At 63.3% G+C, this 13424-nt stretch carries 12 protein-coding genes; 7 read left to right on the top strand and 5 right to left on the bottom strand.

Annotation, left to right across the window (positions count from 1 at the left end; genetic code table 11):
* Positions 1-75: 75 nt before the first annotated feature.
* From DM807_RS21780 to DM807_RS21760, 5 genes are all read right to left on the bottom strand, one after another.
* Positions 76-1029, bottom strand: a complete 954-nt coding sequence (locus tag DM807_RS21780; RefSeq protein WP_256213749.1) for a FecR domain-containing protein — start codon at positions 1027-1029, stop codon at positions 76-78.
* Positions 1026-1556: a sigma-70 family RNA polymerase sigma factor gene (locus DM807_RS21775; protein ID WP_179027907.1), complete on the bottom strand. Its 531-nt coding sequence runs from the start codon at positions 1554-1556 to the stop codon at positions 1026-1028. The genes DM807_RS21780 and DM807_RS21775 overlap by 4 nt, the downstream gene beginning before the upstream one ends.
* 97 nt (positions 1557-1653) lie before the next feature.
* Positions 1654-4425: an amino acid adenylation domain-containing protein gene (locus DM807_RS21770; RefSeq protein ID WP_179027906.1), complete on the bottom strand. Its 2772-nt coding sequence runs from the start codon at positions 4423-4425 to the stop codon at positions 1654-1656.
* A gap of 249 nt (positions 4426-4674) precedes the next feature.
* Positions 4675-5580 carry a catechol 1,2-dioxygenase gene (gene catA / locus DM807_RS21765; RefSeq protein ID WP_179027905.1) on the bottom strand — a complete coding sequence of 302 codons (906 nt, stop codon included), beginning with the start codon at positions 5578-5580 and terminating at the stop codon, positions 4675-4677.
* 167 nt (positions 5581-5747) lie between these two features.
* Positions 5748-7436, bottom strand: a complete 1689-nt coding sequence (locus DM807_RS21760) for a sigma-54-dependent Fis family transcriptional regulator (RefSeq protein WP_012272933.1) — start codon at positions 7434-7436, stop codon at positions 5748-5750.
* A gap of 375 nt (positions 7437-7811) precedes the next feature.
* Between DM807_RS21760 and DM807_RS21755 the strand changes: the two genes are divergently transcribed.
* The 7 genes from DM807_RS21755 to DM807_RS21725 all read left to right on the top strand — a co-directional run bounded on the left by DM807_RS21755 (position 7812) and on the right by DM807_RS21725 (position 13407).
* The gene (locus DM807_RS21755; protein ID WP_012272932.1) at positions 7812-8069 is read left to right on the top strand and encodes a phenol hydroxylase subunit; all 258 of its coding nucleotides are present in this window, start codon (positions 7812-7814) and stop codon (positions 8067-8069) included.
* A gap of 55 nt (positions 8070-8124) precedes the next feature.
* On the top strand, positions 8125-9120 hold the full coding sequence (locus DM807_RS21750; protein WP_069942373.1) for an aromatic/alkene monooxygenase hydroxylase subunit beta: 996 nt from the start codon (positions 8125-8127) through the stop codon (positions 9118-9120).
* The gene (locus DM807_RS21745) at positions 9117-9386 is read left to right on the top strand and encodes an MmoB/DmpM family protein (protein WP_012272930.1); all 270 of its coding nucleotides are present in this window, start codon (positions 9117-9119) and stop codon (positions 9384-9386) included. The genes DM807_RS21750 and DM807_RS21745 overlap by 4 nt, the downstream gene beginning before the upstream one ends.
* Positions 9387-9418: 32 nt before the next feature.
* Positions 9419-10933, top strand: a complete 1515-nt coding sequence (locus tag DM807_RS21740; protein WP_012272929.1) for an aromatic/alkene/methane monooxygenase hydroxylase/oxygenase subunit alpha — start codon at positions 9419-9421, stop codon at positions 10931-10933.
* A gap of 65 nt (positions 10934-10998) precedes the next feature.
* Positions 10999-11358 (top strand): phenol hydroxylase subunit P4, encoded by a 360-nt coding sequence (locus tag DM807_RS21735; RefSeq protein WP_060492904.1) that lies wholly within the window; start codon positions 10999-11001, stop codon positions 11356-11358.
* 11 nt (positions 11359-11369) lie between these two features.
* Positions 11370-12431 (top strand): NADH:ubiquinone reductase (Na(+)-transporting) subunit F, encoded by a 1062-nt coding sequence (locus DM807_RS21730; protein ID WP_060514698.1) that lies wholly within the window; start codon positions 11370-11372, stop codon positions 12429-12431.
* 76 nt (positions 12432-12507) lie between these two features.
* Positions 12508-13407 (top strand): SphA family protein, encoded by a 900-nt coding sequence (locus DM807_RS21725; RefSeq protein WP_012272926.1) that lies wholly within the window; start codon positions 12508-12510, stop codon positions 13405-13407.
* Positions 13408-13424: the final 17 nt, after the last annotated feature.

Below are 13424 nucleotides of genomic sequence, written 5' to 3'. Positions count from 1 at the left end.
TCTCATGTAGGTAAGTGTCGGGTTACCTATGAGTCGGATAAGCCGCAGCAAAGTGATCAGGTAGGGCGAGTTTATTTACACCGCCGTGACCGTTACCCAGTAGCGTGTGCGCGCTTGCACCTGCACCGGCAGGGACGTGGCCAGTGCCCGCAGAATCTGGTCGGTATCACTCAGCTTGTAGGTGCCGCTGATGCGTAGGCCTGCCACCGACTGCGCGCAGCGCAGCCAGCCCGGGCGGTAGCGTGAAAGGTTGGCGATGAACGTGTCCAGGCGCTGATCGTTGGCAATCAGCAAACCCTGGCCCCAGGCATCAGCTGCCAGCGCGACAGCTTCCACCGAGGAGAAGCCCTGTTCGTTGAACTGGCAACGCTGGCCGCTCGCTAGCTGAAGGGTTTGGCCCGAAGCCAGCTTCACCTGTGCCTGCTGGGCGAACACCTCAAGGCTGCTGCTGTCTTCGAACAGCCGCACGGCAAAGCGGCTTTCGCCGGCCTCGATGGTGCCGTTACGGGTAACGACTTTACAGGTCTGGCGTGCCGGCACCGTTACCATCAACTCACCTTGGCGCAGGCGCAGCCACGGCGCTTCGCGCAGGTCACCTACATCCGTTGCCGAGGCAGTGTTGAGGACCACCGCAGTGCCATTGTTCAGCAGTAGCGAACGCTGTTCGCCTACGCCGGTACGCACGTCTGCCAGCCACGCAGACTGCTTCACCTCCCGGTAGCCACCCAGGCTCAGAGCACCGCCGCCCAGAAGCACCAAGCCGGCCTTGACCACCCGCCGCCGGCTGGCGTGCCGGCCGTGTGCCGCCAGCGCCAGCACGCGTGCCGAAGCGGGGTTTTCGCTTGCTGCCATGCGCGTTTGCAGCCGCTCGGCCTGCTGCCAGGCCCAGCTATTGACGGGTGTCGCATTCAGCCACAGCTGCCAGGCTGAATAGTCACTGGCCTGCACGTCACCGCTGTTGAGCTGGCTGAACCAGTGCGCAGCCTGGCGCAACGAAGCCCGCTGCTCGGCATCCAGGTGCACGCTCACAGGCCTAGGCCAAGGCTGTAGATCATGCAGTGCTCGGCCGCTTTGGCAACGTAACGGCGCACACTGACTTCGGAAATGCCCAGCTGCGCGGCGATTTGCTTGTAGGGCATGCCATCGATCTGCGAAAGCAGAAATGCCTCGCGCACCTTGGGCCCGAGCGAGGCCAGCATGGCGTCGAGTTCGAACAGGGTTTGCAGCAGGGCCAGGCGTTGCTCGGGGGAGATATCCAGTGCTTCGGGTTGCTCGGCGAGCACCTGCAGCCAGGCCCGTTCCAGGTGCACGCGGCGCAGGTGGTCGATCATCAGACGGCGTGCGATGGTTGCCAGGTAACCTTTGGGTTCGCGCACGGCTTCGAGTTTTACCGCAGCGTCGGCGGCAGACATGACGCGCACGAACACATCCTGAACGAGGTCTGCGGCCAGGTGGCTGCAGTTGACTCGCGGTTTAAGCCAGTTATGCAGCCATTTGCTCTGGGCCCGGTATAGCTGGCTGACTTGAGAAGTGAACGCTGCGTCCGGGGTGCTCATCCATGCCGCCTGAAAATGCTTGCAAATGTTAATGGTTCGCATTTTAGGCGGAGTGTTTCAGGCTTTGCAATCACTGCTCCTGTGCCGGCAAGTCAGCTCAGGCTGAGGTGGCGCGCTCGGCAGGGTCTGCTCCGCGTGCCGGGTTGTGCTTGTTTCTGCGGGTAAACAGCAGACGTATCAGGGTATTCCAGCAATAGGCCACCAGCACCCCACCAGCGAGTGCCAGGGCCACCTCGAACAGCGGGTGCCTGGACACATGGTCCGCCACGGACTGGAACTGGAAATGCGTCAGGTAGATAAACAAGGTTGAAGAGGCGATCACGGCGCCTGCCCGGGCAACCAGGGCCGGGACCGGCACCGAGCGAAACCAGATCAGCGCCAGCATCGCCGGCAGGGCGATGTCGACATAGCGCGTGAACGCTTCCCAGCCAACACCGGCCACCGCCATCAGGTCCAGCTCGCCGACCACCAGCACGGCTACTGCGCTGGCCACCCATTTACGTGCGGTGGTGTCGGCGTGGTGCACGGCCATGCCCAGCACCATCACCGCCAGGAAGTGCTGCGGTACCCGGTGGAGCAGGGCACTGGCGTCGAATACGAACTGGTTGATGAGCACATCCAGCGCCACCAGCGCACAGGCCGCGATGATCAGGCAGCGGAACGGGTCGGCCACGACGACCCGGCGCACGCGCCTGATCGACAGCAGCAGGCCAATGATCACGATCATCTGCACCAGCACTTCGATGTACCAGTAGTTGAACAGGCTGACCTCGCTGGCCGGGAACCAGTTGGACACCAGCAGCAGCGATTGCCAGTGCAACCGGTCGAACACCAGCTGGATCAGTGCTGTGTACAACAGCGTCGGCACCACGATGGCTGCCAACGACCTGAGCAGCGTGCGTGCATCACCACGTGCTTCGATGGCCTTGAGCTGAAAGCGTGCCAGGCTGATGCCGGAAACCAGGAACAATACCGAGGTTTCACCGACGATCAGCCAGTGGTCGAATTCGCTCAGGTGGCCAACCACAATCAGGATGATGGCGAGCATGCGCACGAACACCGGCATTTCCATCACCCGCCACGCGCCCTTGGGCGGCGCACTCAGCTCGGCCAGTTGGCACACTGGCAGGGTTTCCCAGCGCTCTGGCAGGTGGCCGATCAGCGCTTCCAACACCCGCGAGGCCTGCACGAAAGATATCGAGTCGCCACCCAGCTCGACAAAGCTCAACCTGGCGTCCAGGCGCGGCACCTGGAGAATGCGTGCCCAGGCCGTGCTGAGCTTTTCGGCCAGAGGGGACAACACTTGGTTGGCACTGTCGTCGAAGGGGGCAGGCAGGGCGCGTTTGTCGACCTTGCCGTTGGGCGTGAGCGGCAGGGCATCCAGGAACACGAACAGCGCCGGCACCATATAGTCCGGCAACTGGCCGGCGAGCGCCTGGCGCAGCTCGTCAGCCCGGGTAGCCTGCTGTGCGACGCAATAGGCAACCAGGCGGGTCGCCCCGCCATCCTGGTTGGCCACCAGCACGCATTGCCCGATGTGTGGTTGACGGGTGATGGCGTTCTCGATTTCCGCCAGCTCGATGCGATGGCCGCGGATTTTCACCTGGCTGTCACCGCGCCCCAGAAAACTGGCGCTGCCATCGGCCAGGTAGGTGCCCAGGTCACCGGTGCGATAACAGCGGTCGCTTGCACTGCCGGTGAACGGGTTGGCGATGAACTTGGCCTCGGTCAATGCCGGGTCGTTCCAGTAGCCCAGCGACAGGTACGGGCTGCGGATCAGGATTTCGCCGGTTTCACCTTCGCTGACCAACTGGTTGGCCGGGTTGACCACCAGCAACTGCGCATCGGCAATGCCTTTGCCCAAGGGTACGCGGGCATCGACCGCCTCCGGTTCGAGGGTATGGAAAGCCATGGCTTGCGGGGTTTCGGTGGTGCCGTAGAAGTTCACATTGACGGCATTCGGTGCGATGGCGCGCACCTGCTGGTACTGCGCCGGGCTGAGCGCATCACCGCCCCAGAACAGGTAGTGCAGTTGGCCGAGCACCTGGCTATTCATGTGTGCGCCGGTTTCGATCAGTTTGCCCAGTGGTGGGGTGAGGTGGATCACGCTCACGCCGTGCTGGTGAATCCAGCTGGCCAGCCGTGAGGGGTCGGTCAAGGTCGACTGGGCCGGGCAGGCGAGGGTCGCGCCGATCGACAGTGGCGTGAACACGTCGCGGTACACCGGGTCATGACCCAGGCCGGAAAGCAGCGAGAAGGTGTCAGCTTGGGTGAAGCCATGCTGTTGCACATGCCAGTCGATGAAGTGCACCAACGGCGCGTGGTGGGTGACGATGCCCTTGGGCTCGCCGGTGCTGCCCGAGGTGAAGGTGATGTAGGCCGGTTGCTCGGGGCTGACAGCGGGCAGCGCGACAGGTTGGCGAGGGAAGGCTTGCTGTGCTGCAGTGGGGGCTTCTGGCACCGCAGCGACAATGAACTGGCCGGCGTCCACGGTTGCCTCGCCGCAGCGCAGGACCACGGCAGGCTTCAGGGTGCTGACGATTTGCTTGATGCGCACGGCGGGGTAGGCGGCGTCGGCCACGGTGAAGGCCAGGCCGGCGCGCAGGCAGCCGAGCATGGCGTACACCAGCGCAGCGCTTCGGCTGGCGACGATGACCACACGATCGGCGCCGCTGGCAGCGTTGTCTACCAAAAATGCGGCAATGCCCTGACTGATCTGCTCCAGTTGGGTGTAGCTGCAGGTGGTGTGCTGGGCAATGATGGCAGTGGCATCCGGGCAGCGGCTGGCTTGCTTGAGAAAAGCCTGATGAATCGGCTGCTCGGCACGGTACTCCAGGCGCAGCGTCGGGTTCGGGCGCAGGTCCGGCATGATGGGTGAAGGCTCCGCATGAACGTTGGGGCTGGCTGGTAGCACAACGCTAGTGCAGGGTGGCCGATGGCGCCAATGATTGGAGGCTGCCTTGCGATAGCCGGGTTGGCACGACACTGATTTCGCAGCCAGTCCTAGTGCCCTGTGGGAGCGGGTTTACCCGCGAAGAATCCAACGCGGTGCCTGGCACCGGCTGTGCCGGTGTTCGCGGGTAAACCCGCTCCCACAGAGTGGACTGCCCCTGCTAAATCAATCGGTACTTGTTTGCAAAGCCCGAGGCCGCTGGCTGCGCTGTTCATCATCGGCGCTGGCCGCCGCCTGCAGGCAAAAATCGAACACCACCCGCGCCACTCCGTCCGCAAGCTGTTCAACCTCACCCACCAGCCCGTCACGGGTGGCATGGGCAAAGTCATCCCACAAATATTCGTCCCCCGCCAGGTTGATCTGTGTGGTCAGGTGCCGATACCCCGGTGCGCTGATGAAAAAGTGGATATGCGCGGGCCGCTGGCCATGGCGGCCCAACTGGTCCAGGCAGGCTTGGGTCGGTCCGTCGGCCGGGCAGCCATAGCCGCTGGGTACGATGCTGCGGGCGCGATAGCGGCCCTGGGCATCCGTGCGGATACGCCGGCGCAGGTTGTACTCGGCCTGGCTGGTGTCGAAGTAGGAGTACAGCCCCTGGGTATTGGCGTGCCACACATCGACGATGGCCCCGGCCAGCGGTTTGCCGTGCACGTCCAGCACCTGGCCTTCGAGCAGCATTGGCTGGCCCAGGTCGTGGCCATCGTCCAGCCGAGCTTCGCCTTCGCACAGCGGCGCGCCAGCCACGTACAACGGGCCTTCGATGGTGCGCGGTGTACCGCCGGCATAGCCGGCCTGGCGATCGCGGGCATCGCTGAGCAGGTCGAGGAAGTGCTCCAGGCCAAGCCCCGCCATCAGCAGGCCCGCTTCGTTGCGCCCGCCTAGGCGATTGAGGTAGTCCACCGCTAGCCAGAATTCGTCGTCGCTGATCGCCAGGTCTTCGATCAGCCTGGCGCTGTCCTGCAGGATGCGCAGCACGACCTGCTTCAGGCGTGTGTTGCCCTGGTCGTTGCCTATGCCTGCTGCCTTGGCGAAAAAGGCCTGCACGTCGGGGGAATGGGATATCGCTACAGTCATGGTTGCCTCACCGGTCGTTGTTGTTATTGCGGTGCAAAGGCTTGAGCAAATGCAATGCCAGGTTGGTAACACGCTGAAATCAGGCAGTTTTGTTGTTCAGGCGGGGGTGAAAGCGGGCGCAGGCTCGATCATTTGATCAACCTGCGCCAGTGTCATTGCGCAAATGCTCAAGGCTTGTCGGGGGCTTTCTTCAGCCGATAGGCAAGGGCAGGGCGGGTTACGCCGAGCAGGCGCGCGGCTTCAGAAACATTCTGCCCGCAGCGCTGCATGGCTTCCTGCATCAGCGCGTCTTCGACGGCATCCAGGCCAGTACCGCTGTCGAGAATCTGCGCCACCCAGCCAGGCGCAGCCTGGTCACTGGCCGCTACCAGCCGGCCATCGCTACCCAGGCCGATGCTGTCGATAGCCGGCGGCTCATGCGGGAACAGCGCGTCCAGGCCGATGCTCTGGTTCTCGTCGGTGATGATCACGCCGCGCTCCATCAGGTTTTCCAGCTCGCGGATGTTGCCTGGCCAGTCGTATTGCAAGCACACCTGCAGCGCTCGGTCGCTCAGGCCACGGGTTTTCTTGCCGTAGCTTTGGTGCAGGCGGCCGAGAAAGTGCTCGATCAGCAGCGGGATGTCTTCGCGGCGCTCACGCAGCGCCGGAATGTGCACGGGGAACACGTTAAGCCGGTAGAACAGGTCGGCACGGAAACGCCCGTCCTTGACCGCTTGTTCGAGGTTCTCGTGGGTGGCAGCGATCACCCGCACGTCCACCGGCCGCGTACGGCTGTCGCCCACCCGCTCCAGTTCGCCCTCCTGCAGCACGCGCAGCAGGCTGGCCTGGGCTCGCGGGGTTAACTCGACGATCTCGTCCAGGAACAGCGTGCCGCCGTTGGCCCGCTCGAAGCGCCCCATGCGAGCCTGCTGGGCGCCGGTGTAGGCGCCTTTCTCGACGCCGAACAGCTCGGCTTCGATCAGGTCTGGCGGGATGGTCGCGCAGTTCAGCGCGACGAATGCCGCGCCGGCACGCTCACTGCGCAGGTGCAGGCTGCGGGCGATCACTTCCTTGCCCACCCCGGTTTCACCCAGCAGCAATACCGAGGCCTTGCCTGGGGCGACCTTGTCGGTGAGCGCGCAGCAGCGCCGGTAAACCGCCGACTGGCCAATGCCGTAGAACTGCCCTGACTCGTATTGCAGGCGCTGGCGCAGGTTGGCTACCTGCACCTGCAGCGATTGCAGCTCGTCGATTACCGGGTCGCTCTGGAAGTAGCGCAGGAAGGTCTCGGCATCGTCCCATTGCTCCACCGGCTTGCCGATGATGCGGCACTCGCTACCACCGCAGCCACGGCAGCTGACTTCCTTGTACAGCACCTGACGGCCAAGGAAGAACGAGCTGTAGCTGATGGCGTAGCCGAGCAGCATCCAGCACACCGGCTGCTCGGAATGCAGGCCTTCTGACTGGCAGTTTTCCACCTCGAAGGAATCCTGCCACTCGATGTCGGCGTAGAAGTGGCCGTTGTCCAGGTCGATTTCCAGTTGCTGCGGGCGCACCTTGACCATGCCTTTGAGCGAGTGCAGTTGCGGGCCGATGAAGAACATTTCCACCGGGTTGCCGTTGGGCCGCAGCTTGCGGGCAAGCTCGGCGTCCTTCAGGCCTGACTGGTAGCCCAGGCGTAGGAAGAAGCCTTTGGCCCGTTCTTCGCCGAGCATTTCGATCAGCTCGCGACGCATGCTGGCCATGGTCGCAGCTTGCACCAGCAGCATGCGTTGTTCGTCCAGCCAGATCTTGCCTTCGGTGCCTTCGAACCGTACCCGCTCGGTCAGGTCTTTCAGCGCCGGTGCAGGTTCAGGCGCCCTGTACTGGGTAATCATTCGCTTGCGCCCCTTGCTTGTAGTTGTATGGGGATTTGGCGTGCACCCGCTCAGGCTGGGCGGGTTTATCGGTCACGCCGAAACGACCTCGGTGTTGCAGGCAAGGCCCGGGTCGCTCTCTTTTCTAAACCGCCTGAAAGCCGCGCAAAAGTCAATCGCTGGCCGCATTGGCCATTTGCTCCATCCGCCTTGGCCCGATTGAGCAAATGATCAAACGGGCAGGCTTCTGTGCGCGGGCAGGGCCACGTCCGGTTAGCGTCAGTAGAAATTAAAACTCATAAAAAACAATGAGTTGAATGAATTTTTATTTGATTTGAAAGTGCCTGGCACAGCCGTTGCTCTAGCCCTTGGCACGTCCAGCCGGAGCACCAGCGCATGACCTCAGCCACCCCTTCTTTCGAACAGATGCCGCGCTACGTCCGCGTACGCAGCGAACCGGATGCGGCCTTTGTCGAGTTCGACTTCGCCATCGGTTACCCGGACCTGTTCGTCGAACTGGTCCTGCCGCGCACTGCCTTCGCCAGCTTCTGCGCCAGCAACCGAGTGCGCCACATGGATGCCGCGATGGCCGCTGCCGTCGATGCCGACATGCAGAAGTGGCGCTATGGCGAAAGCCGCGACGCGGACGAGTGAAGCGCCGCTTGCCGGCGCATTGCATCCCCACAACAACAAGTACAGGACGCCTTGCATGAGTATCGAGATCAAGACGGCCACGGTCGAGCCGATCCGCCAGACCTTCAGCCACACCCGCCGCCGTTTCGGTGACAAGCCGGCCAGCCGTTATCAGGAAGCCAGCTTCGACATCGAAGCCGCCAGCAACTTCCACTACCGCCCGCTGTGGCAGCCCGACAAGCTGCTCAACGACCCCAGCCGCACTGCCGTGCAAATGGCCGACTGGTACGCCGTCAGCGACCCGCGCCAGTATTACTACGGCACCTACGTGCAGGCCCGGGCCCGCATGCAGGAAAACGCCGAGCACAGTTTTGCCTTCTGCGAAAAACGCGAACTGCTGGCCAGCCTGCCTGCCGAAACCCGCGCCCTGATCGCGCGCCTGTTGCTACCGCTGCGCCATGCCGAACTGGGCGCCAACATGAACAACAGTGGCATTGCCGCCGACGCGTTCGGCACCAGCGTCACCCAGATGCACATGTTCCACGCCATGGACCGCCTGGCCATTGCCCAATATCTGTCGCGCATGGGGCTGTTGCTGGAGGACGACGGCCTGGCACTGCTGGCCGAAGCCAAGCAGCGCTGGCTGGACGAGCCAGCCTGGCAAGGGCTGCGCCGTTACGTGGAGGACAGCCTGGTGCTGCGCGATTGGTTCGAGCTGAGCCTGGCGCAGAACCTGGTCAGCGATGGCCTGCTGTACCCGCTGTTGTTCGAGCACTTCGACGCGCAATTGGTGGCCGCCGGGGCAGGGCAGCTGGGCATGCTCACCGAGTTCATGCGCCTGTGGTTCGCCGAGAGCCAGCGCTGGGTCGATGCCCTGGTCAAGACCGTGGTTGCCGAAAGCCCGCACAACCGTCAGTTGATCGAGGGCTGGGTCAGCCAATGGCGCGGCCGCGCCGTGCAAGCGCTGCTGCCACTGGCCGAGGCCGGCCCCGGCCGCGACGCGCTGGATGCCTGTGACAGTGCCTTCGGCGCACGCCTGAAAAAACTCGGCCTCAGTGGAGATGCCGCATGACTTCCCTCGTTTATATCGCCTTCCAGGACAACGACAGCGCCCGCTACATCGTCGAGGCCATCACCCAGGACAACCCCCATGCCCAGGTGCAGCACCAGCCGGCGATGATCCGCGTGCAGGCCGAAGGGCGCCTGGAAATTCACCGCGCCACGGTGGAAGACAAGCTTGGCCGTGAATGGGACGTGCAGGAAATGCTGATCGACGTGATCACCCTCGGCGGCAACGTCGAGGAAGACGAAGACTGCTTCGCCCTGCACTGGAACTGATCCGCACAACGACAAGAACAAGGGAGACCACCATGGCCGCCAAGCGCCTCAACCAGAAAGACAAGTACCGCTGTCTGACCCGTGACCTGGGCTGGGAGCCGAGCTACCAGAGCAAGGAAGACATCTACCCCTACGAGCGGTTCGAAGGCATCAAGATCACCGACTGGGACAAGTGGGAAGACCCGTTCCGCCTGACCATGGACGCCTACTGGAAGTACCAGGCCGAAAAAGAAAAGAAGCTGTACGCCATCTTCGATGCCTTTGCCCAGAACAACGGCCACCAGAACATTTCCGACGCCCGTTATGTCAACGCCCTGAAGTTGTTCCTGAGTGGTGTCACACCCCTGGAGTACCAGGCCTATCAGGGCTTTGCCCGGGTTGGCCGGCACTTTGGCGGTGCCGGCGCACGGGTGGCCTGCCAGATGCAGGCCATCGACGAGCTGCGCCACGTGCAGACCCAGGTGCACGCCATGAGCCACTACAACAAGCACTTCAACGGCCTGCATGACTTTGCCCACATGCACGACCGGGTGTGGTTCCTGTCGGTGCCCAAGTCGTTCTTCGAGGATGCCCGCACGGCGGGCCCGTTCGAGTTCCTTACCGCCATTTCGTTCTCGTTCGAGTACGTGCTGACCAACCTGCTGTTCGTGCCATTCATGTCGGGTGCGGCATTCAACGGCGACATGGCCACGGTCACCTTCGGTTTCTCGGCGCAGTCCGATGAAGCCCGGCACATGACCCTGGGCCTGGAGGTGATCAAGTTCCTGCTGGAGCAGCACGAGGACAACGTGCCTATCGTGCAACGCTGGATCGACAAGTGGTTCTGGCGCGGCTACCGGCTGCTGACCTTGGTCGGCATGATGATGGACTACATGCTGCCAAACAAAGTGATGTCCTGGGCCGAAGCCTGGGAGGTGTATTTCGAGGAGGCCGGTGGCGCGCTGTTCAAGGACCTGGAACGCTATGGCATTCGCCCGCCGAAATACGTCGAGCAGACCACCATCGGCAAAGAGCACATCAGCCACCAGGCCTGGTCGATCTTCTACCAGTACAGCCAGGCCACCAACTTCCACACCTGGATCCCTACCGACGAAGAACTGGACTGGCTGTCGGCCAAGTACCCGGACACCTTCGACCGCTACTACCGCCCGCGCTACGAGCATTGGCGCGAATTGCAGGCGCGCGGTGAGCGCTTCTACAACCCGACGCTGCCGATGCTGTGCCAGATCTGCCAGATCCCGCTGGCCTTCACCGAGCCGGATGCGCCGACGCAATTGAGCCACCGTAGCCTGGTGCACGAGGGCGAGCGCTACCACTTCTGCTCCGATGGCTGCTGCGACATCTTCGCCTTCGAGCCGGACAAGTACGTGCAGGCCTGGTTGCCGGTGCACCAGATCCTGCAGGGCAACTGCGGGGGCGGCGATGTCGAGTCGGTGGTGCGCGACTACTACAACATCACCCCCGGCCAGGACAACTTCGAGTACCAGGGCTCGCCCGAACAGCAGCGCTGGCAGGCGCTGCAGGGTGCCGAACGCAAGGTTGTCTGAAGTGCCGATCTGCCAGGGCGCGCTTGTTGCGCCCTGGTTTTCACAAGAACAAGAGGACCAACGCCATGCCCGTGACCGCCATCGGCCGCTACACCGCCCAACCCCTGGACTGCCAGGCCAATTTCCACGGCGCCCAGCTGGTGTACCTGTGCTGGGAAAACCACCTGCTGTTCTGCGCACCGTTCACCTTGCCGGTAGACCCGGCGCTGCCCTTTGCCGCTTTCATCGAGCAGGTGGTCAAGCCGGCCATTGCCCTGCACCCGGATGCTGCACAGGTCGATTTTGCCGCCGCCCGCTGGCGCCTTGACGAGCAGCCGTTCACGCCTGACCTGGCCCGTGGCCTGGCCGCCAACGGTGTTGCCCACAAAAGCCTGCTGCACCTGCACACCCCCGGCCTCGAAGGCCTGGGCGGCAGCCACAACTGAGGAATGCCGCCATGAGCTATCAAGTCACCATCGAACCTACCGGTGAGCAGATCGAAGTGGAGGAGGGCCAGACCATCCTGGAAGCCGCCCTGCGCCAGGGTGTCTGGCTGCCGTTTGCCTGTGGCCACGGCACTTGTGCCACCTGCAAATGCCAGGTGCTGGAAGGCGAAGTCGACCTCGGCGCTGCATCGTCCTTCGCCCTGATGGACATGGAACGCGACGAGGGCAAGGTGCTGGCCTGCTGCGCCATCCCGCAGAGTGACCTGGTGATCGAGGCCGACATCGATGTCGACCCGGACTTCGCCGGCCTGCCGGTGCAGGACTACCGTGCGGTGGTCACCCAGCTGGTGGAACTGTCGCCGACCATTCGCGGCGTGCACCTCAAGCTCGACCGGCCGATGGCCTTCCAGGCCGGGCAGTACGTGAACTTGCAGCTGCCAGGTATCGAAGGCTCCCGTGCGTTTTCCCTGGCCAACCCGCCCCAGCAGGCCGACGAGGTGGAACTGCACGTGCGTCTGGTAGAAGGCGGCGTGGCCACCGGGTACATCCACCAGCAGCTCAAGGTGGGCGATGCGCTGGCGCTGTCGGGCCCTTACGGGCAGTTCTTCGTGCGCGGCTCACAGCCGGGTGACCTGATTTTCATCGCTGGCGGCTCGGGGCTTTCCAGCCCGCAGTCGATGATTCTTGACTTGCTGGCGCGTGGCGATACCCGGCGCATCACACTGTTCCAGGGCGCCCGTACTCGAGCTGAACTGTACAACCGCGAGCTGTTCGAGGCGCTGGCCGAGCGCCATGCCAACTTCAGCTACGTGCCTGCTCTTAGCCAGGCTGCTGAGGACGAGCAGTGGCAAGGTGTGCGCGGCTATGTGCACGACGCGGCCAGGCAGCATTTCGATGGCCGCTTCAACGGTCACAAGGCCTACCTGTGCGGCCCGCCACCCATGATCGATGCGGCCATCACCTGCCTGATGCAAGGCCGCCTGTTCGAACGCGACATCTTCATGGAGCGCTTCTACAGCGCTGCCGATGGTGCTGCCGAAGGCCAGCGTTCGGCCCTGTTCAAACGTATCTGAACACCTTCAAGCCCGGCGCCCCGAACGCGGGGGGCCGGCGTGCACCCGACCGATAACAACAACAAAGGTTGACCCGATGAACCCGACCCTAGCGAACCTGCTTCGCCTTGCCGTGTGTGCCTCGTTGTTCGGCGCCGCCAACTTGACCCATGCCACCGAAGGGGGTGGCACCTCGTATCCACTGGGGGCCGAGAACTACATGTCCGGCGCCATGCCGCCACCGGGCTTCTATGGCCAGCTTTTCGTCAACCACTATGAAGCAGACAACCTGCGTGGCAACGACGGGCGCAAACTGCCGGTGGACTTTCGCGTGCGGGCCAACGCCATCGTCCCCCGGCTGATCTGGGTGAGTGACTACACCCTGCTGGGCGGTAGCCTGGCGCTGCATGCCATCGTGCCGCTGGTGGACGTCAAGGTCTCGCTCAATGGCCAGTCACAGCACAACAGTGGCCTGGGTGACGTGATCTTCGGCCCGGCACTGGGCTTTCACCACAGCGACAAGTTCCACAGCATCCTGGCCTTCGACATGATTGCCCCCACCGGCCGCTACGACAAAAACGACCTGGCCAACCCAGGGCGCAACTACTGGGTGTTCGAGCCGGTGTATGCGATGAGCTATGTCGACCCGGCGGGGCTCAACCTGGATGCCAAGGTGATGTACGACTTCAACCGGCGCAACCCAGCCACCGATTACCGCTCGGGGCAGGAATTTCATGTGGATTATGCCGTGGGGTGGGGGCTTGGGAATGGTTGGGTGCTGGGGGTAGGGGGGTACTACTACCGGCAGACGACTGACGACAACCTGGATGGCGAGCGCATCGAAGACAACAAAGGCCGCAGCTTTGCCATCGGGCCGTCGATCAAGTACAGCGGCAAGGATGGCTGGTTCGTGACGGCCAAGTGGTCGAAGGAAACCGAAGTGCGCAACCGCGCCCAAGGCGATGCCTACTGGTTGAAGTTGACCTTGCCCTTCTAAGCCTGCGCGGTCCCTGT

Source organism: Pseudomonas hunanensis (assembly GCF_013393325.1).
Classification (GTDB): Bacteria; Pseudomonadota; Gammaproteobacteria; order Pseudomonadales; family Pseudomonadaceae; genus Aquipseudomonas; species Aquipseudomonas putida_P.
This window is presented reverse-complemented; position numbering and strand designations above follow the sequence as displayed.